Here is a 19,106-nt window from a genome sequence, read left to right as displayed (position 1 = left end):
TTTCGGCGGGCGAAAAGTTCCCATACTCCCTTTTTACGTTCTCACTTGCAGGAACAATCCCATGGACAGAGCCGCGAAAAGAATCAACGGTGCGAAAGCGGAAAGGGCCGGAGAAAGCAGGGTGGCCGTGCCCAGTGAGTTGAACATGCCAACGATACCCCAGAAAATCATGGAAAATCCCACAGCAATGCCGATCCCATATAACGTTCCCTTGCTGCCCATCATAAATGAAAAGGGAATGGCGATCAACACCATGATCAAGCTGGAAAAAGGGAACGCGTACTTCTGGAACAGTTCCGCCCGGAATCGCTGGGTGTCCGAGCGGTTTTCCTCCAGATAATGGATGTAGTTCCGAAGTTCGCGGATGTTCATGTGTTGGGTGTAGGCCACTTTGTGAAAAAAGAAATCGCGGCCCTCCGGTACCGGCAGTTCCAGGGATTCAAAAGCCGAGAAATCGGCGGGAGTGCCTTCCTGGAAACGGCGCTGGAAGCCGTCCGTCAATTGCAGGCGCTTTTCGCCAACCCAGGCGGCTGTTTTGGCGAACACCCGCTTCCCCATCTTAAAGTTCGGATCCAGTTTCAGCATATTGAATTGATGAATGACCTGTGTGCGTTGGTTCAGATGGTTGTAGAAATAAAAAGTGTTGTCTTTACTCTCCACCCAGTTTTTCTCTCGTTCCTTCAGGGTCGGATTTTCACGCTTGTGAATGATGTTGAGGGTTTCCTCCGCCCGCCGGTTGGCGTCGGGGGTGATTCTTTCCTGCAGGAAAAAGGCCGCCACGGAAAAAAGCATGCCGATCCACAATGCCGGCAAAGCAAGGCGGTGCAGGCTGGTGCCGCTGATCTGTATGGCGGTGATTTCGTTGTTTTTGCTCATCCAGGAATAGCTGAGCAGCACGGCGGTCAGCAGGGAAACGGGAATGGTGAACGCAGAAACGCTGGGGGCGTTGTAAATGACGTATTGCAGCGTGTAGTAGAATGGCACGCCGTTGTCCACCACGTCGTCTACGAGTTCCACGATGCCGATGATAAAGAAAACCAGCATTAAAGAGACGTAAGTCAGCAAAAAGGTCAGCAGGATGCGCCGCGACACGTAGTGGTCGATGCGTTTTAGCAGCCGGAGCCTGAACGCCTGGACGGTGACGACCAGGAAGGGTTTGCGGCTTTGCCTTTGTTGCTTGTTTTTGCGGACGGATGCTTTTCTTTTAAAAACCCGTGGCAGATTGCGTTCGCGCGAGTTCAGCTGGAAAAGCAATACCCCGATAATGATCAGAAAGATGTTGGCGGTCCACATTCCCACTCCCGGAGACAGGGTCTCTTTCAGAATGAGACTGCGGGCTGCTGTACTGATGGTATAGTAGACAAAAATAATGACGAGGGAAAGGATAAATCCACTGATTTTGCCGCCTTTCTGCGTGGACAAACCCAGGGAAAGTCCGAGTACGCCGAAAAGCAGGCAGGTAAAAGGCAGGGCAAACTTGTTGTGCAATTCCATGCCCAAAAGGATGTCGTCGGGCTTCTTTTGCTTGCGTTTCAACAACTCCGGAAAAACCAATTGGTGACTTTTGCGCGCGAAGTTCATCTCTACCCGTGAAGAGACATCTTCCTTGAGCAGACTGTAATGCGTAAGGGAGTAGGTTTCCTCCGGGTTGTTGCGTTTGTAGCTGTGCACCCGGGCATTCTGCAAAAGCAGGTGACTGGTATCATTTTCCCGGGAATGCACGAAACGCCCTGAAGGGGCCAGGATGACGCTGTCCGTGTCGCCGGATTTCACAGAGTACACAAACACATTTTCCCAAATGCCGGAGGCATCGTTGATATTGGAAAAGTACAACGTGACAAAAGGGAGTTCCCTGTAGAAGGTGCGCGGCTTAATGGTGGAAACGGCGCGTGAAACGCTGACCCGGGTCAACAGGCGGTTGAGGCGGAAATTGGCTTCAGGCGCCAGGAACATGATCAGGTAGGAGCTGAGCAGCCAGGTACCGAGGCAAAACAGCATTACCGGCCACAACAGGCGCCGGTTGTTGATTCCCATTGTTTTCAGGGCAATGGTCTCTGAATCCGAGCTCATACGGCTGAATCCGGCCAGTACTCCCATTAAAGTGGACATGGGAATGGTGAAGGCTAGAAGGTCGGGCAGGAGATAGAGAAGGATATTCAGGATAGTGGCCGTACTGGCCGCCTTGGCGACCAATGTATGCGACAGGAGCATGATGTTGTTGATCAACAGTGTGAAAGTGTAGACGCTCAAGCCGATCAGGAAAGGAGAGGCGATTTCTTTGAGGATGTAGCGGTCCAGGGATTTCCACATGGCAGATATCATAGCACAGACGCGGTCTTTGGGTCTATGCAGACGAAACATTTGCCCTTGGGGAAAAACTGTGATACGAGAAAGAGGAGACAGGTGGCAGGAAGGCAGGAGACAGGTGGCAGGGTTTGACACGTGTACGGGCGGTTCGCGAACCGTCCGAGTGAAAAGTGAAAAGTGAAAAGTAGAAAGCAAGGAATGTTTTTTCTGCCTTCTGCGTTCTACCTTCTACAAACACAGATAGGGCTAATGGCGAGAGTAAGCTGTTACTTCTTTCCCTCCCTCAACTCTCTCAACTGCCTCAACTCTCTCAACTTGTCATGTGCAAGGAGATAAATTGACAACTGACCGCAGATACCGCCAGGCAATCTGGGGATTGCTTGTATTCGTTTTGATCCATGGCGTGGGAACCCTGGCCGCGGATACGCCGCCACTGACCCTGGTGATGTGCCACCCCACGACCGGGCAGATCCGCAACATACTTCAATTGCGCAACCAAGGCTTGTTGCCTGCAGAGCCCATGTGCTTGATCGGGGTGTATCATCAGGATGAGAAAACCGATTACGCGCCGGCAAGAGATTTTGTTAACAAAGAAGGTCTTACCTGGGTTGAATTCACGGTGCTCCGCGGGCTGGCGAGCGCGGATGCCGCGCACGGCCAAAACCCATGGACCGCGGATTTTCGCCGCTTGCTCGGCCGTGCCCACGGTGTGTTGTTTACCGGGGGCAGCGACCTTTTGCCCAGGGCTTATGCACAGTCCCACATGTTGTTGACCGATGCCGACAACCCGGCTCGCAACCAGTTTGAATTGTCATTTTTCCGGCATCTGTTGGGGAATCCCCATCGTCCCAATTCTGACGCCTGGTTGGAAAGTGAAAAAGGCTTTCCGCTGCTTGCAATCTGCCTGGGCGCGCAAACCCTGAATGTGGCTTTGGGGGGTGCCCTCTGGCAGGATATTCCCTGGCAGGTGTACGGTTTGCACACGGTTGAGGAGGTGTTGGCGTCGGGGCCGGATCAAATCCACTCTTCACGGTATGCGGCCATGTTGAATCCGGGCATGGAAGATCTGCCGCCGGCTTTTCATTTTATTCGCTGGCGGGACGAGGCGGATTGGCTGAAACGTCTGCCTGCCGCTGCTGAACCGGTCGCCGTCCTCTCGAGTCATCACCAGGCCATCTCAGAATTGGCGAAGGACCTGGTGGTTGTGGCCAGATCAATGGACGGGCGCGTGGTGGAAGCGGTGGCCCATCGGCATTATCCCAATGTACTCGGTGTTCAATTCCATCCGGAATTTGCCGCCCTATTTCAGAGGGATCGGCTTTATCGTGCGGCTCCCGGCCGAGAACCTTCCATGTCTCTTGTCGATGTGTTGGAACGGCGTCCCGGTTCAAGTGAATTTCACCGGCAGTTGTGGCAATGGTTCAGCCATGCCATGAAACAAACCCGGCGCACCCGCTTGAAAAACCGGTAAAAGCGGCTGTTTTTCCCCGTATTGCCTTTTCTTTAACCGCCCTGGTTTGCTTTTTTCGTGGATCTCGCCTATAATATCCGCCAACATGAGGCAGTTAAATGGCAGAAGAACTGTTGAAGAGCATTACGCAACTGAGCAAAGAGCGCGGAATCTCTCCCGACATTTTTTATTCTGCCATTGAAGACGCTCTCTTAACGGTTTCCCGCAAGTACTTCCCTCCGGAACAGGAGGACAACGTTCAGGTTGAGATCGACCGTGACCGCGGCCGGATCAAGGTTTACATTACCAAAACGGTGGTTCGTGAAGTCAAGGACCCGGCTTTCGAGATTGCCTGGAAAGAAGCGTTGAAACTGAATTCACGGGTCCGTGAAGGTGATGATATCAAGATCTTTTTACCTGGGGAAACCCTGGGCCGGGTGGCGGCTCAAACGGCCAAACACATCATCATGCATAAAGTAATGCAAGCGGAACAGCAACGGATCTACGACAAGTACCACCCCCTGCAGGGGACATTGGTTTCGGGTGAAGTGCGCCGCGTGGAAAAAGGCAACGTCATTGTGGGAATGGATGTGGGTGAGGCTGTTTTGCCTCCCAAGGAATTGTCTCCCAAGGATGAGTTTTTTCGCGGCGACATCGTCAAGTTCTATATCAAGCGCGTGTTTTCTGAAGGCAAGGGCCCGTTGATCCTGGGGACCCGTTATCAAAATGATTTCATAGAAGCACTGGTGAAACGGGAAGTCCCGGAGGTTTCCGAAGGGATCGTGGAAGTTTATGCGATTTCCCGGGAACCCGGCATCAAAACCAAAATCGCCGTCTTTTCCAACGACAAAACCGTAGACCCGGTGGGTGCCATCGTGGGTATGAACGGCAATCGGGTGTTATCGATTACCAAGGAATTGCGGGGCGAGCGCATTGATGTTATCGCATGGAGCGAGTCCCCGGAACGCTTTATTGCGTCCGCCCTGAGTCCGGCCGACGTGTTGAAAGTCGTGATTCTAGACGAAGAGAACCGCAAGGCGGAAGTAACGGTTACCGATGATTCCCTTTCCGCAGCCATCGGCAAGCGGGGAGTCAATATCCGTTTGGCTTCAAAATTGACCCAGTGGAATATTCAGTTGACCAACCGCATGGAAAACCGGTCGGACATGGTTCAGAAAAAACTCTAGGGGGATTGTGTATGCAGAGCATCAAACTACATGAAGCGACAAAGCAATTCAAGATATCGAATAAATTGGCTATGTTTTTCCTGGAAAGGCAGGGCCTGCCGGTAAAATCGCATTCTTCGGTGATTTCCATGGAGCAACTTGAGTTGTTGCGCGAGTTTTCCGCGGGCGGCCCGGAATTCAATGCGATTCAGAAAGAGTTCAAGGCCATGGAAAAAGCCCGTAAAGCGGCGCCCAAAAAGACGGATGCGCCCAAACCGGAAGCGGAGAAGCCGGTTGAAAAAGAGCCGGAGCCGGTTGCAATTCCGCGGGAAACAAAGCCCGAAACGCCATCGCCGACCGAAAAAAGAAAGCCGCACACCCCTCCCCCTTCACCCCGTAAAGAACCCTCCGCTGAAAAATCCGCGACGCCATCCACTTCCAAAGCGGCCCCTGAAGAACGCCGCATCGTTCGCCCCGAAAAAGCCAAATCCGGCACTCCAACGAAAGCACCGGTTGCGGCTAAAGATAAGGCTGAAGAGGCCCCGAGAACACCCAGGCGCACGCCGCCCGTGTCTGCTCCAGATGCGTTTATGCCCAAAATGCCCGCGTCGCGACCGCGTCAGCGTTTTCGTCAACCTCCCATGATGCGACGCCCGCGCCGGTCCGGGGGACGTGGCGCCGGTACGCGTAAGCAGCCTCCCACCACCTTGCCGCCGAAAATAGAAGAAATGGATCTGCCCGAATTAATTCGCATTTCCGATTTTATCACCATCAAGGAACTCAGTGACCAGTTGAACATCAAGCTCAAAACCCTGTCCCTTCACCTGGAGGAGCTGGGCCGGGAATACCTGGCCAACCAGATCGTAATGCCCGAGGACGTGGCGGCATTGTGCGAAAAACTGGGAGTGAAGCTTGAAATGGAGTCCTACGAAGACCACGTTTTCGGCGTGAGTTTGAAACATAAGGGTGTGGCTGAAGTGGTTCGCGCACCGGTGGTTACGGTGATGGGGCACGTGGATCACGGCAAAACCACTTTGTTGGATACGTTGCGCAAAACCCGCGTGGCCGACGGCGAAGCCGGGGGCATTACCCAGAGTATCGGCGCTTATAAATTGAAGGTGCGGGGAAACGACATCATTTTTATTGACACTCCGGGTCACGAGGCTTTCACCAACTTGAGGGCCCGGGGCGCCAAGGTGACCGATATCGTGATCCTGGTGGTGGCCGCCAACGACGGGGTACAGCCCCAGACGGTTGAAGCCATCAACCATGCCCGCTCCGCCGGGGTCCCCATGATCGTGGCCATCAACAAGATGGACATGGAGGGAGCCGATGCCAACCGCGTCAAGCAGGAGCTCAGTCGCCATGAAGTGCTGGTTGAGGATTGGGGGGGTGATGTGGTTGGCGTGGAAATCTCCGCCACGGAAGGCACCAACCTGGACTCACTGCTGGAGATGATCGTGCTCGTGTCGGAAATCCAGGAATTAAAAATGTACGCCAATATTCCCGGCCGCGGCATAATCATTGAGGCCCGCCAGGATCCCAAGTTGGGCCCCATCGGCACGTTGTTGCTGTTGCACGGGGACGTAAACCGGGGCGACCACTTTATCTGTGGAAACGCCGTCGGCAAAGTGAAAACCGTTTTCGATGACAGCGGGAAAACGTTGAACCGCGCTTCCGCCCCGATTCCGGTCGAGATCATGGGTTTTGACGCCGCTCCGGATTCCGGAGACCTGTTTCAGGTGGTCAAAGATGTGGACAAGGCGGCCAAAGTAATCGAAATCCGCTTGCAACGGGAAAAAGACAGCCGCACCCAGGAAATGGACAAAGAAAAGAAGTTGAGCCTGCACACGTTGTTTGAAAAGATGCAGGAAACCGAGGTGAAACTGATTCCCGTTGTGGTCAAAGCGGATAATTTCGGCTCGGCGGAGGTTTTGCAGGATGTGCTGTTGAGAAAGGTCACGGAGAAAGTCAAAATCAACATTGTCCATTCCGGAATCGGCAATATCACGGAAAGTGATATCCTGCTGGCCTCGACTTCTGAAGCGTTGATCGTGGGATTTAACGTCAAAGCCCCACAAAAGATCCTTTCGTTGGCCAAACAGGAAGGCATCGAGATCAAACTGTACAACGTGATCTATCATTTGATGGAAGATATGGAAAAGGCCATCCGCGGTGAGATGGAGCCTGAGTACGAGGAAACCCACATCGGGACGGTGGAGGTGTTGCAGAAGTTCAAGATCTCCAAGCTCGGGGTTGTGGCCGGTTGCGTGGTGCGCGAGGGCAAGGTGACCCGAAAATCGCGAATCAAGGTGATGCGCGGCAAAGACCTGGTATTTGAGGGCGAAGTCGAGACCCTGCGTCGTGTCAAAAATGATGTCAGCGAAGTCAAAGCCGGCACGGAATGTGGAATTCGGGTCAAGAATTTCAATGCCATTGAGATCGGCGATATTCTCGAAGCGTACGAATTGACCGAAAAACCGCTCTAATGATTGTGGGGATCATGGTGCTGGATCTCTATTCCGGAAACACCCACAATTTAAAGGAAAAGCGTCGGCTTGTTCTCAGCCTGAAAGAACGCTTGCGCCGCCGTTTCAATGTGGCCGCCATTGAAAGCGCCTACCAGGATTCCTGGCAGCGGGCGCAGATCTCAATGGTTACCCTGTCCATGAGTCGGCAAGTGTTGGATCAGCTTCTTTCCCGTATTGAAAACTTCGTGGCGGAAACCTACCCCATGTTTGTGGTAACGGTTGAACGGGAATTTTTTTAATAGAGAAAATCTGGTGAGTAACCACAAAGAGGATCCAGCCGGGCAAGACATTCCCACCCGCATTGCCCGGGTGCTGCGGGAAGCTGATCGCATTGCCGTGACATCGCATGTGCGTCCGGATGCCGACTGCATCGGCAGTGGATTGGCCATCAGCGCCATGTTGCGGCAGATGGACAAAGATGTAGCCTTTTGCAACACTGATCCGGCGCCCTTTCCTCTCACACGCCTGCCCGGCTTCGAGTCCATCCAATACCGCCAGATCTATCCGGACCCTTTTGATGTCCTGGTTTTAATTGAAGGCAGCACCGAAGACCGGAATGGTCAAAAACATCTGGACCACTATCGAACCATTAACATCGATCACCATGCCACCGGGGGCAGTAACGCCGACATCAACTGGGTCTGTTCCGGGGCTGCAGCCGTGGGCGAACTGATCTATGAGCTCGGGATTAAACTCGGGGTTGCCTTTACTCCGGAGATCGCATTCAACCTGTATGCAGCCATTGCGTCGGATACCGGTTCATTCAAGTATTCCAACACCACTTATCGTTCACTGTTTATCGCATCTGAACTGGTGCGACTCTCCGGGATCGAGCCCAGCGATGTAGGCGAATTGCTGTTTTACTCCAATCCCCTGGAAAAAGTACGTTTGATCCAGAAAGTCCTGTCCACCCTGGAGTTAACGCTGGGCGGCCGGGTCTGCATTATCCGCTTCGAACGGAATTTTCTTTCCCACCTCACCCTGAACGACATTGAAACAGAGGACATCGTTTCCATTGCCCGCTCAATCCTGGGAGTGCGCATGACCTTGTTTTTCAAAGAGATTGGAGAGGGGCGCTTTCGTATTTCACTGCGGTCAAAGGGAGAGTTAAATGCGCAGCAGGTGGCCCGCCGTTTCGGCGGCGGTGGTCACGACCATGCCGCGGGTTTTTTTTTCGAGGGTGATTTAGAGGAAGCGCGAAGAAAAGTACTCGCGGTTGTGAAAGAGCAGTTATCATGATCCACGGATTGTTGCCCCTGGCAAAACCAGCGGGGATTACATCCCATGATGCGGTGCAGCATGTGCGCCGCGTGTTCCCCGGCCATAAAGCCGGCCACTTCGGGACCCTGGATCCCATTGCCGAGGGTTTGCTGCTGGTTGGAATCGGTCAGGGCACGCGATTGTTCCAGTTTTATCAATTGTGTCGCAAGGTGTACTCGGGTGTGGTGCGTTTCGGTGTGGCCACTACCACGTACGACGCAGAAGGTACACCGGTGGGAGACCCGAAAGAGATCGACCTGTTCGGGGTTGACCTGGAGACATTGCTGAACCGCTTCCGCGGGCGAATCACCCAGGTACCTCCGGCCTATTCCGCCAAGAAAATGCATGGACGTCCCCTCTATGCCTATGCCCGCAAAGGCATCGAGGTGATTCCCAAGCCGGTCGAGGTGGAAGTTTTCGCCTTAAGCGGACGTGTCGTCGATGCCCGCAGGCTGGAATTCTCTGCGCAAACGGGTTCCGGGGTTTACCTGAGGTCTCTGGCCCACGATATGGGGCAGATCCTGGGCTGTGGAGCTTATCTGGAACACCTCAGCCGGGACGCGGTGGGGGAATTCAAGTTGGAAGATGCGGTTGACCTGGCTGAACTGGAGCGGCGGCAGGATGGCGGGAATGATCCGTCCCGGTTCGTGGTTCCCATGGAAAAGCTCTTGCCCGATTGGCCGACCCTGGCGGTCGGCAAAGAAGGGAAGCGATCTGTCTTGAACGGCAACCCGCTTTGGGTTCGGGACGTAACTCGCATGGTGTCCGCTGTTCCCAGTCCCATGTATCGGGTGATGGATGAATCGGGGCATCTGGTAGCCCTGGTTTCGCGGGAAGACAACGGACCGCGGTTCAGCCCTCGCATGGTCTTTCCGGAAGACGACAAGTAGAAGGTAGGGGACCTCAGGAGTATTTGTAGGAAGATCTCCTGGGAGCAACAGTAGGGATTGCCTGGGAGAACTTGTAGAAGGTAGAAAAGAGCACTCCCGGCACCAAGGTTTCGGGCGACCGGCCGGTCGCCCCTACATTCCCAACTGTTTTTATTCCAGGCGGGCGTATGCCATACGCCCTCTACCGAGGGTTTTTCCTGTCACCTTTTTTTAACCTCTTTCCTCTTCAACTCTTCAACTTTCTTAATAATAGATAATTACGGAAAATTCCCCGTTGTTGTCGGACAAGTCGTGATCGTTGATGCCCATAAACAACGAACCCTGCCTGGAGACGTGAAATGGTGCGCGGTCATCGCCCACATAGAAAGGCGGGCCGTCGGCGCCGATTTTGGCGATCACGGCCCCAACGGGTTGATTGGGCATGGGGTTGCGGGCGTCCAGTTTGGGAGAGATCTTGCCGTTCTGAAAGACTTTGGTGTTGTCGTCGATCTGAATGGAGCCCGAAATGGAGAAGAGGATATCCTGGCCGATCTGCAGTTGAATGCCCGTATTGACCCAGCGTTGATCGGCGGGCAGGCTGATTTTTTTGATGCGCTTGCCGCGACGGAATTTGCGGTAATTGGCTTCGGTTTCAAATGATGAAACCAGGCTGGCGTTCTGTGGATCGTTGAACTCCAGTTTCCATACCTGGTAGAGGGGAAAGCGCATGCTGGAATGAAACTTGCCGAATTTGTATACATTGAAAAAGATGGTGCTGTACTTGAAAGCCACGAATTTTCCGTCATAGACTTTGCCATCCACGGTGTACAACTGGTCGGCCGCAAGGGGTAACGCGATCAGAATCATCAGTAGCAAACCGATGATGTGAGTGTCAATTTTCTTGGCTGAGCGGCGCATATTCACCCTTATAAACGATTTGTGTGGTGTTTTCAACCGTTATTCCGTCCAAGTTGCCGCCGACATGGATTCCGGAGGCGCCGGCAGAAAAGATAACCGTTTTTTGGGCTGCGAGGCGCTGTTTGTGCAGTACGGCAAAGATGGCTGCGCACCCCGTAGAAGATGATTGCGTGATTCCGACTCCACGCTCGATGAAGCGGGCATGCCAGTGTCCCGGCGTATTTCCGGGGCGCACGACTTCCACGTTGATCCCTTCCGGGAAGCGGGTGGAACTCTGCAAGTGTTGCCCCAGTTCAACCATCTCTTTTTCGGAAATTCCCGATGGTACCAGGCACACCGCGTGGGGGTTGCCGACGGACACCGGGAAGAAATCGATTCCATCGGAAGCGTACCCACCCGCGCGCTTATCCAGAAAGGGAAATTGTCGATAATTTGCAAAGTCAGCCGGGCCGATTTCCACGCTCATGTCCACCCGGGGGAATCGGCGTTGTTTGCAGGCGATGCGGCGGGGTCCCACGGCGGTCTGAAGCGTGATGGAATTGAGTCCGGGCTCCAGAGCGAAAACGACCGCGGCGCATCCGGCCATGCCGTTCCCGGACAACTCGGCTTCGCGACCGTCGCGGTTAAAAACTTGAAATCCGAACGTTCCGGAAGAAATGGAGCAACGTGCCACCAAGCCATCGGCTCCCATGCCGTTGTGCCGGTCACAGATCGCGTGTGCGAATTGCCCCAGACGGGAACGCCGCTTTTCCGAAAGGGATTCGAGATCGAGCTGCAGAAAATCGTTGCCGCAGCTGACCGTTTTGATCAAGTCGATCCGCTGCGGAATGCCGGCAAGAGAAAACAGAGCGTTCATGGTTGCAGGTTCACGGAAGCCGCGGTTTGTGAGTGTTCTCCGCCGGGTTCGGTTTTTCCCAGGCTGTGGATGTAGGCCAGGATGCCATCATAAAGGCCTTTGGCGATTTGTTCACGGTACGCATCCGTGTTCAGCAACCGCGCTTCGTCTTTGTGGCTCAAGAACGAGGCTTCCACGAGAACGGAGGGCATTTCCGCTCCGGCCAGCACATAAAAAGGCGCCTTTTTTACACCCAGATTTGCGACCTGCTTGTGTTGTTTTCTCAACGTATCCGCAAGGTTTTTCTGCACGCTCGCGGCCAATGCTTTGGATTCCGTTACTTTCGCGTTCTGCATGATTTTTTCGATCAGAGATTTCATTTCCCCGATCGATTTGGTGCTGACGGCGTTTTCCTGGGCAGCCACCTGGGTCGCCCACGGATCGGTGGTGAAACTGAGATAGTAGGTTTCCACCCCTCGGGCTTTTTTGTTGGGCGCCGCGTTCAGGTGGATGGACACAAACAGATCGGCTTTGTGTGAATTGGCGATCGCGGTGCGTTCTTCCAAAGAAATGTAGCGATCGTCATCACGGGTCAGGGTGACTTTGAATCCGGCTTTTCCGCCAAGCAGCAGTTTGAGCCGGCGTGCGATGTCCAGGGTAATGCTTTTCTCTTGAAGCTTGAGTTGGGGGTTCGCGGTGCCGGGATCCTTGCCGCCGTGTCCCGGGTCTACAATGATGTGATGTACGCCCAGTCCGAGTTGCCGTGCCAAAGAATAACCGCCGTCGCTCGTTTCAGGGAGAGTCGGGGCCGACGCGATCTCCCGCTGTTGCTGATAGATGTCGAAGACGATCCGGTCCGGTCCGCGCAGGTAAAATTGGCGATACCTCCCGATCTGGAAAAAATCAAAAACCACCCGCAGGGTGTCTGCGTTTTGTTGCCCCAGGCGGACCCGTTTCAGGTTTCCCGTATCGATCGGGATTTCCGGGACTTTTTCCCTGGGGAAGTCCGCCCCCATGCGACAGGGCGTGAGATCAAAATAGAGCCGGGTTACTTCTTTTCCCGGGAGTACTTTTTCCCGGATTTGCATGGGACGGCTCAGGTCCAGGACCACCCGGGTGTAATCGGGATAATTGTAAAAGCGAATGTTGTTCAGCGTTGCCCGGGTCGTTGCCGCAAAAGCAAGCGACGACAGGGCCAACAACAGAATCCCGCAGAAGATGGACTGGTAGTTATGCGTTGATCGCGGCACGGCGGGATCTTGAGTTTTCCGAAACGGGCCCCCAGGGGGGGTGTCCCCCCCCGGGCAATGATACTGGATCAGAACCGGCCCATGAAAGACCCGATGCCGGGAAACGCAATGACACGGGCCAGGTAGTTGATCAGCAGGGAAACCACGATGACCAGAATCAGGGTGACGACAAAATAAGCGACGGCTTTGTCTTCGGGTGGGTTCTTGACGATTTTAATGCCCAGGTAGAATAGAAACAGGGCATAGAGGCTGACGATGAGGGTGATTACGGAAAGCGAGGGGATGAGCAGCAGGATTCCGGCTACCCAGGCCGGGGTCCAGGCGTATACCGCGATTTTCATGGATTCATTCAGGTTTTTCTCAGCTCCGAAGGAAGAAGCCAAGAGATCGATAATCATGCCCATAACATAAACCCCGACCAATGCCAGTACGTACTGGAATATGGCCCAGAGCAAACCCCGGCCCACGGGAATCCGGAACGTGCGCAGACCGAAGTTGATGCCGATCAAGGAATACCCGATGAAGCCGGCCAGGGCGGGTATGGCGGCCAGGATCATGGCGTATTGGGTAAAGAGGGCGGCAATGGATGTGTCTTTCCCCTTGATTTTTTCCCATTCTTCTTTGGGCTTGGTTACGAGGGCCAGACAGCGCTGCAAGATGGCGTTAAAATTCATTAGAGCCTCCTACCTGGATAGTTATCCAAGTCTGTATCAAATTGTACCTTCACTCTTCAGGGAAAGTCAATCCGTTGTGATTCATTCCGGAAACGGATGTGCAAACGGGGGTCGTGGGTGATTTACCTGCTGCCGGCGCTTTTGTCTTCGTTTTCCATAGCCCTGATTTTGCGCTGGGTGGAGCGCCGCGATCTTCCGCGGCTGGTTGTAATCGCGAGCAACTATGCCACCGCCACCTTTGTGGCCATGGGCGGCCCTTCCCGGCGAAGCATAGCCATGCCGCCCGACGCGCTTTTTGCCGGGATGGGATTGGGCGTAATGTTTCTGGTGGGGTTCATGGTTTTCGGGCTGGCCCTGCGCCGGGAAGGCATGGCGCCGGCTGTTACCATGGGCCGCATTTCCCTGATCATTCCCGTCCTGGTGGCGGTGGCGGTTTTCGGTGAGTCGCCGAGCGCGATCGATGTAACGGCTCTGGTCCTCATTATCGTGGTTCTGTGGTCATGGGAAGGGGGCAAGAAGCGCATCGCGCCGGTGTTGCTGGTGCTTTTTGCTTTGTTCGGATGCATCAGCGCGATGTTGAAATGGTTTGCCGTGGTGCATCCGCATGTTCCCGAGAGTCGCTTCCTGACTGTGGTTTTCGGCGCCGCCCTGGTTGGCGGCTGTATTGTGGTGGCAGTTCGCAGGCAACGGCTTTCCGGTTTTGCCGTGGGTATCGGATTCGCCCTGGGCATTCCCAACTACTACTCTTCTTTCTTTCTTGTGAAGGCGTTGGAAAAGATGCCGGCCTTTGTGGTGTTTCCCGTTGTGGATACGGGGGTGATCGTGTTGTTCGCCCTGGCGGGGACGTTCTGTTTCAGTGAACGACTGGGCAAAAGGCGCCTGGTTTCCGTGACTCTGGCCATGGTGGCCCTCATCCTGCTGGGAATCTCGCGCTGAAATGTGTGAATTCCGGGTATGGTTCGGGTAATTGTTACCCGCAATCTTTTTTGCAGGCAGTGTCCGAAGCAGTCCAAACAAAGACCCCGTGGGGCCCGCGAAGCAATGCCGGGTTATCGGAATAGAGGCATGAGTTTTGCTGCTTAAGGGAATCAAGGAGGCGGTGGTCCGGATGGCCAAGCGACAATTTCCGCGCTATCAGAAAAACCTGTTGGTCAATATCAGCAGCAATGGATTTGACGGCCTCGGGCTGGTCATGAACGTATCCAGGCGGGGAGTTTATGTTGAATCCCCGGAACTGTTCGCTCCGTATACCCGCCTTTCATTGCTGCTGGCCGCGGGCAATGAGTTGATTCCCTTAACCGGAATCGTGGTCTGGAACAACACGGATTCCGATCCCAATGTTTCCGGAATTTCCGGCGGAATGGGCATTCAGATCAAACGCCCGCCCCGCAGGTACGTGGAGTATCTGGCGGATTTCAGTCTTGATCAACGGCCTTGACAAGCTTTTCCCCGCGGCATAGAATCTTTCCATGATCCGGGACAAGGTGACCCTGAAGATTCCCCGGCCACTCTATGACCGCTTGAAAACAGTCATTGAAGGCAGTGGGTTCAGCAGTGTAAACGAGTTCGTGGTGTACGTCTTGCGCGATCTAATGTCAACCGGCCTGGAAGACAGGGACGACCGCAGCCGGGATGAAACCGAGGCCATCCGCCGCCGACTGAAGAACCTGGGTTACTTTTAGTCCGCAGTTCCCCAAACGAACATTTTTTATTGCGGGCTTGTCTTTTTTTTCTTTCTGTACTATAATCGTACTAAGATCTGACTACAGGAGGAGGAAATGAGAATTTTCCGCAGGCTGGTTTGTTTGGGGCTGTTGGGGCTGTTGGCCGGGTGCGGGGGACATACGGATACTGTTTCCGATACACTGACCCTGGGCGCGTACACGGTGCCGAAAGAGGTTTATCAGCGGGAATTGATTCCACGATTCCAGCAATTGTGGAAACAAAAAACCGGCAGAGACCTTCATGTTCAGCAATCTTATATGGCTTCGGGCGCCCAGTCCCGTGCCATTGTCCAGGGATTTGAAGCCGATATCGCCGCACTCTCTCTGGAAGCGGATATTGAGCGCCTGCGGGATGCGCGGTTAATCACCCATGACTGGCAGGAGGCCCAACACCGGGGATTCATCACCCGATCCATTGTGGTGATGATGGCCCGCCCGGGAAATCCCAAGAATATACAAGGCTGGGAGGACCTGACCCGAGAAGATGTGGATGTAATCTATCCCAGTCCCAGAACCTCGGGAGGCGCCATGTGGGTGGTCAATGCCATTTACGGATCCGAGCTCAAGAGGACCGAGATAGAGACGGGATCGGCCGATCCCTTGGCCGCAGGCAATTTTCTGGCCGCGGTGCAGTCGCGGGTCCGGGTCATGAGCAAGTCCGGTCGCGCATCGGTGACCACCTTTGAAACCGGAGTTGGAGACGTTCTTCTCACATATGAGAACGAAGCCTTGCTTCGTCAGAAACAGGGAAAAGAGTTTTCAATCATCGTTCCGGATGAGACCATTCTGATCGAGAATCCCATTGCGGTAGTGGACGCGAACGTAGAGCGACACGGCAACCGCGAGGTGGCCGAAGCGTTTGTTCAATTTCTACATTCGGCTGAAGCCCAGCGCGCTTTTGCCCGTTATGGTTTTCGTTCCGTGAATGCCGACGTGGCGGCAGAGTTCGCAACCGTCTTTCCCCGGCCGCCGCGGTTATTTGATATTCGCTATCTGGGTGGTTGGAAAAAGGCGACCGATCTCCTGTACAGCAGCCGGGGAGTCTGGACGCGTATATTCGAGCAACAGGGCAATTGACGTCAACCGTGTTCATGGGCGCAAAACCGGGAGTCAGGGATAAACGCGAATACCCGGAGCGCAATCGGAAGGGAACCGGGGAGAGAGATGCGTACTGATCAGGCTGCCGCAAAACCCCGACAGGCATCCGACCTGGTCTTGCGGGGGATTTTTCTTTTTTTTATCGGGCTGCTGGTGGTATTGCCGGTTCTTGCGATTAGTGTGGAAGCGTTCCGCAGCGGATTCGGATCACTGTGGGCGCAGATCACCCATCCCCAGGCCCTTGCGGCGCTATGGCTGACCCTGCGCATGGCCATGATCATGGTTCTGATCAATGTGCTAACGGGGACGGCAACCGCCTGGGTACTGGTGCGCCACCAGGTGCCGTTTCGCGGATTGATCAACGCCTTGGTGGATATCCCTTTTGCCATTCCCACTGTGGTAACCGGCATGATGCTGGTGGTTTTATACGGTCCCCGCAGTGTACTCGGCACGCTGCTGGCCAGGCATGGGATTGAAGTGGTTTTCAGCCGGCCGGGAATCGTGCTGGCGCTGCTTTTTGTCACGTTCCCCTTTGTGGTCCGAGCGGTTCAGCCGGTATTGATGGAGATGGAAGGCGACATGGAGGAAGCCGCGTCTACGTTGGGCGCCGGCCGGATTCGCACGTTTTTCCGGGTGGTTTTGCCGACATTGTTACCCGCCATTCTGAGTGGCGCGGCCCTGTCGTTTTCCCGGGCTTTGGGGGAATTCGGCTCCATTATCATCGTGGCGGGAAATATCCCGATGCGCACCCAGGTGGCGTCGGTATACATCTACGGCGAGATTGAAAGCGGCAGTCCCGAAAGCGCCATGGGGCTTTCCGTGGTATTGCTGGTGATTTCGCTTTTGACACTGCTGGTGTTGAACTTTCTGCAGCAAAGGAATCAGGGTCATGCGGAATCAAACTGATATCGCCGCTTTGAATCTGCGGAAACGGACCCCGGTGGGTCGCCACCTGTTGACCGGCGCGGTGTTGTTATGGTTCGGCTTGCTGATTCTGTTTCCACTTTACGGAATCGCCCGCGAAGCACTGGACTATTCGTGGACAACCATCCGCACCGCCCTTCATTCTCCGGCCTCCCTGCACGCATTCTGGATGACCCTGATCCTGACGGTTGCGGCGGTTGTGATCAATACCGTCCTGGGGACCATTTCCGCACTGGTGCTGGCACGCCAGCGCTTTTTTGGAAAGATGCTGCTGGAAAGCAGCATCGACTTGCCGTTTGCCATCAGCCCGGTTGTGGCGGGGTTCATGTTGATTCTGCTTTTCGGACCGAACGGCTGGCTCGGCCCGGTACTGGAGCGAATGAACGCAAAGATCGTGTACGCGTTTCCCGGAATGCTGTTGGCCACCCTGTTCGTTACCATGCCGTTCGTCATCAAAGAGATCCTTCCGGTCTTGCGGGAATTCGGCGCAGAACAGGAGGAGTGCGCGGCGGTTCTGGGGGCAAACAAATGGCAGACATTCCGGCGGGTGACCCTTCCCTCTATCCGCTGGGGCCTGGGGTATGGCGTCACCCTGACCATTGCCCGCTCGATCGGTGAATTCGGCGCCGTTCTGGTGGTCAGCGGCAGCATTATTCAGAAGACCCAGACCGCAACCCTGAGGGTGCATGACCAGTTTACGGATTTAAACTATGCCGGGGCGTTCAGCGCCGCATTGGTTCTGGCCCTGGTGTCTTTTGTGATCCTGAATGTGATTCAGTACGTGAATCGGCGCAAAGGAGTTAATTGAGATGAGCGGGATCCGCATTGAAAACCTGTGCAAGTCTTTTGGTGATTTCGAGGCCGTAAAGAATGCTTCTTTTTCAGTGGAAGAAGGAGAACTGGTTGCCCTGCTGGGACCCAGCGGATCCGGCAAGAGCACTATCCTGCGCATTATCGCCGGCCTGGAAAACGCGGACAGCGGCAGGATTTACTTGACCGGTAAGGATGTGACCGCCATACGCACCCAGAACCGCAGGGTCGGGTTTGTGTTTCAACACTACGCCCTTTTCCGGCATATGACCGTGTTTCGCAATATCGCTTTCGGCCTGGAAATCCAGAAACGCCCCGTCGCAGAGATCCGCTCTCGCGTCGAGGAATTGATCGACCTGGTGAAACTGCATGGTCATGAATACCATTACCCGGCCCAGTTATCGGGAGGGCAGCGCCAGCGGGTCGCCCTGGCGCGAGCCCTGGCCCCGGAACCGCGGGTATTGTTGCTGGACGAACCCTTTGGCGCTCTGGACGCCAAGGTGCGCAAAAACCTGGCGCAATGGCTGCGTAATCTGCACGACCGCATTCACGTAACCAGTGTGTTCGTTACCCATGACCAGAGTGAAGCCATGGAAATCGCAGACAAAATCGTGGTGATCAACCATGGGTGCGTGGAACAGGTCGGCACGCCCAGCCAGGTCTATGAAGCGCCCCACTCCCGGTTTGTCGCCAGTTTTGTCGGCCATGTCAATGTGCTGGAAGCGTTTGCGGGAAGCGGAAAATTACGCATTGCCGGTACCGGTGAAACCATTCCCTGGCCGGCCGCTTCCTCCACAAAAGAATGCGCCGTGGTCATACTGGTGCGTCCGGAAGAGATTGAGATCCATCCGGAACCTTCTTCTCAAGCTGTTTCCTCCGTGATATCGGGAATTCAATACCGGGGCAGCCATTATGAAGTGGAGGTGAAGCTGGGAGATAACCAAGTAAAATGCATGGTTTCACGTAACAGGGTATCCGGGGCGGCGCTGGAGCCGGGCAAGAAGGTGGGCATGACCTTTGGTTCATTTCAACTCTTTTCCGCTGATGAAGGACATCAATCGGTGCGCACCATGTTGAGCAGTCTGGGGTATATAGAATAAAGTTGGAAAGTTGAAGAGTTATATATCAACACCTTACCCAAGGGGCACTCATACTGATCATTTGGTTTTGTCAAGCGGCATGTATGTTTACGAGGTTTAGCGGCACATACCTTTACGAGTTTGGGGTATAAAAAAGGGCTTGTGGTAATGTGAGAACCCCGTAAGGGGTTTGCACATTTCCACAGCCCAT

At 54.5% G+C, this 19,106-nt stretch carries 18 protein-coding genes; 13 read left to right on the top strand and 5 right to left on the bottom strand.

The window, feature by feature from the left end; translation table 11 throughout:
* Positions 1 to 33 precede the first annotated feature (33 nt).
* Positions 34 to 2,361, bottom strand: a complete 2,328-nt coding sequence (locus tag ENN40_11065; protein ID HDP95881.1) for a YjgP/YjgQ family permease — start codon at positions 2,359 to 2,361, stop codon at positions 34 to 36.
* Positions 2,362 to 2,644: 283 nt separating this feature from the next.
* Between ENN40_11065 and ENN40_11060 the strand changes: the two genes are divergently transcribed.
* The 6 genes from ENN40_11060 (at position 2,645) to truB (ending at position 9,604) form a co-directional block, all read left to right on the top strand.
* A complete protein-coding gene (locus ENN40_11060; GenBank protein HDP95880.1) occupies positions 2,645 to 3,778 on the top strand; it encodes a hypothetical protein in 1,134 nt (377 codons plus the stop codon).
* Positions 3,779 to 3,876: 98 nt separating this feature from the next.
* Complete coding sequence (gene nusA / locus ENN40_11055) at positions 3,877 to 4,944, top strand: transcription termination factor NusA (protein ID HDP95879.1); 1,068 nt, start codon at positions 3,877 to 3,879, stop codon at positions 4,942 to 4,944.
* Positions 4,945 to 4,955: 11 nt separating this feature from the next.
* Positions 4,956 to 7,412 carry a translation initiation factor IF-2 gene (locus ENN40_11050; protein HDP95878.1) on the top strand — a complete coding sequence of 819 codons (2,457 nt, stop codon included), beginning with the start codon at positions 4,956 to 4,958 and terminating at the stop codon, positions 7,410 to 7,412.
* Complete coding sequence (locus ENN40_11045; protein HDP95877.1) at positions 7,412 to 7,693, top strand: DUF503 domain-containing protein; 282 nt, start codon at positions 7,412 to 7,414, stop codon at positions 7,691 to 7,693. Before ENN40_11050 ends, ENN40_11045 begins: the two co-directional genes overlap by 1 nt.
* Positions 7,674 to 8,693 (top strand): hypothetical protein, encoded by a 1,020-nt coding sequence (locus ENN40_11040; GenBank protein ID HDP95876.1) that lies wholly within the window; start codon positions 7,674 to 7,676, stop codon positions 8,691 to 8,693. Before ENN40_11045 ends, ENN40_11040 begins: the two co-directional genes overlap by 20 nt.
* A complete protein-coding gene (gene truB / locus ENN40_11035) occupies positions 8,690 to 9,604 on the top strand; it encodes a tRNA pseudouridine(55) synthase TruB (GenBank protein HDP95875.1) in 915 nt (304 codons plus the stop codon). Before ENN40_11040 ends, truB begins: the two co-directional genes overlap by 4 nt.
* Positions 9,605 to 9,847: 243 nt before the next feature.
* On the opposite strand, the gene ENN40_11030 is transcribed toward truB, so the two are convergent.
* From ENN40_11030 to ENN40_11015, 4 genes are all read right to left on the bottom strand, one after another.
* A complete protein-coding gene (locus ENN40_11030) occupies positions 9,848 to 10,501 on the bottom strand; it encodes a hypothetical protein (protein HDP95874.1) in 654 nt (217 codons plus the stop codon).
* The gene (gene dapF / locus ENN40_11025; protein HDP95873.1) at positions 10,476 to 11,357 is read right to left on the bottom strand and encodes a diaminopimelate epimerase; all 882 of its coding nucleotides are present in this window, start codon (positions 11,355 to 11,357) and stop codon (positions 10,476 to 10,478) included. The genes ENN40_11030 and dapF overlap by 26 nt, the downstream gene beginning before the upstream one ends.
* On the bottom strand, positions 11,354 to 12,586 hold the full coding sequence (locus tag ENN40_11020) for an N-acetylmuramoyl-L-alanine amidase (GenBank protein HDP95872.1): 1,233 nt from the start codon (positions 12,584 to 12,586) through the stop codon (positions 11,354 to 11,356). Before ENN40_11020 ends, dapF begins: the two co-directional genes overlap by 4 nt.
* Before the next feature lie 68 nt (positions 12,587 to 12,654).
* The gene (locus ENN40_11015) at positions 12,655 to 13,260 is read right to left on the bottom strand and encodes a DUF1282 domain-containing protein (GenBank protein ID HDP95871.1); all 606 of its coding nucleotides are present in this window, start codon (positions 13,258 to 13,260) and stop codon (positions 12,655 to 12,657) included.
* 117 nt (positions 13,261 to 13,377) lie between these two features.
* Between ENN40_11015 and ENN40_11010 the strand changes: the two genes are divergently transcribed.
* The 7 genes from ENN40_11010 (at position 13,378) to ENN40_10980 (ending at position 18,916) form a co-directional block, all read left to right on the top strand.
* Entirely contained in the window at positions 13,378 to 14,196 is an 819-nt protein-coding gene (locus ENN40_11010) for a hypothetical protein (protein HDP95870.1), read from the top strand.
* 172 nt (positions 14,197 to 14,368) lie between these two features.
* Positions 14,369 to 14,698, top strand: coding sequence for a PilZ domain-containing protein (locus ENN40_11005; protein HDP95869.1), 330 nt, complete (start codon positions 14,369 to 14,371; stop codon positions 14,696 to 14,698).
* A gap of 31 nt (positions 14,699 to 14,729) precedes the next feature.
* Positions 14,730 to 14,942, top strand: a complete 213-nt coding sequence (locus ENN40_11000) for a CopG family transcriptional regulator (protein ID HDP95868.1) — start codon at positions 14,730 to 14,732, stop codon at positions 14,940 to 14,942.
* A 96-nt stretch (positions 14,943 to 15,038) separates the two neighbouring features.
* A complete protein-coding gene (locus ENN40_10995) occupies positions 15,039 to 16,061 on the top strand; it encodes a sulfate ABC transporter substrate-binding protein (protein HDP95867.1) in 1,023 nt (340 codons plus the stop codon).
* Positions 16,062 to 16,148: 87 nt separating this feature from the next.
* Entirely contained in the window at positions 16,149 to 16,988 is an 840-nt protein-coding gene (gene cysT / locus ENN40_10990; GenBank protein ID HDP95866.1) for a sulfate ABC transporter permease subunit CysT, read from the top strand.
* Positions 16,972 to 17,814 carry a sulfate ABC transporter permease gene (locus tag ENN40_10985; GenBank protein HDP95865.1) on the top strand — a complete coding sequence of 281 codons (843 nt, stop codon included), beginning with the start codon at positions 16,972 to 16,974 and terminating at the stop codon, positions 17,812 to 17,814. Before cysT ends, ENN40_10985 begins: the two co-directional genes overlap by 17 nt.
* Before the next feature lies 1 nt (position 17,815).
* Positions 17,816 to 18,916, top strand: a complete 1,101-nt coding sequence (locus ENN40_10980; protein HDP95864.1) for an ABC transporter ATP-binding protein — start codon at positions 17,816 to 17,818, stop codon at positions 18,914 to 18,916.
* The last annotated feature ends 190 nt before the right edge of the window (positions 18,917 to 19,106 follow it).

The sequence above is a fragment of the Candidatus Aminicenantes bacterium genome, from assembly GCA_011049425.1.
GTDB lineage: Bacteria > Acidobacteriota > Aminicenantia > UBA2199 > UBA2199 > UBA876.
Note: the sequence above shows the minus strand (reverse complement) of the source record. Positions and strands in the feature narration are given on the sequence as shown.

What these genes read in the sequence shown, in the direction of transcription:
- ENN40_11005 (HDP95869.1), top strand. Translation starts at nt 14,369, where the DNA reads ATGGCCAAGCGACAATTTCCGCGCTATCAGAAAAACCTGTTGGTCAAT.
- ENN40_10995 (HDP95867.1), top strand. Translation starts at nt 15,039, where the DNA reads ATGAGAATTTTCCGCAGGCTGGTTTGTTTGGGGCTGTTGGGGCTGTTG.
- ENN40_11015 (HDP95871.1), bottom strand. Translation starts at nt 13,260, where the DNA reads ATGAATTTTAACGCCATCTTGCAGCGCTGTCTGGCCCTCGTAACCAAG.
- ENN40_10980 (HDP95864.1), top strand. Translation starts at nt 17,816, where the DNA reads ATGAGCGGGATCCGCATTGAAAACCTGTGCAAGTCTTTTGGTGATTTC.
- ENN40_11045 (HDP95877.1), top strand. Translation starts at nt 7,412, where the DNA reads ATGATTGTGGGGATCATGGTGCTGGATCTCTATTCCGGAAACACCCAC.
- ENN40_11050 (HDP95878.1), top strand. Translation starts at nt 4,956, where the DNA reads ATGCAGAGCATCAAACTACATGAAGCGACAAAGCAATTCAAGATATCG.
- nusA (HDP95879.1), top strand. Translation starts at nt 3,877, where the DNA reads ATGGCAGAAGAACTGTTGAAGAGCATTACGCAACTGAGCAAAGAGCGC.
- ENN40_11000 (HDP95868.1), top strand. Translation starts at nt 14,730, where the DNA reads ATGATCCGGGACAAGGTGACCCTGAAGATTCCCCGGCCACTCTATGAC.
- truB (HDP95875.1), top strand. Translation starts at nt 8,690, where the DNA reads ATGATCCACGGATTGTTGCCCCTGGCAAAACCAGCGGGGATTACATCC.
- ENN40_11065 (HDP95881.1), bottom strand. Translation starts at nt 2,361, where the DNA reads ATGTTTCGTCTGCATAGACCCAAAGACCGCGTCTGTGCTATGATATCT.
- cysT (HDP95866.1), top strand. Translation starts at nt 16,149, where the DNA reads ATGCGTACTGATCAGGCTGCCGCAAAACCCCGACAGGCATCCGACCTG.
- ENN40_11030 (HDP95874.1), bottom strand. Translation starts at nt 10,501, where the DNA reads ATGCGCCGCTCAGCCAAGAAAATTGACACTCACATCATCGGTTTGCTA.
- dapF (HDP95873.1), bottom strand. Translation starts at nt 11,357, where the DNA reads ATGAACGCTCTGTTTTCTCTTGCCGGCATTCCGCAGCGGATCGACTTG.
- ENN40_10985 (HDP95865.1), top strand. Translation starts at nt 16,972, where the DNA reads ATGCGGAATCAAACTGATATCGCCGCTTTGAATCTGCGGAAACGGACC.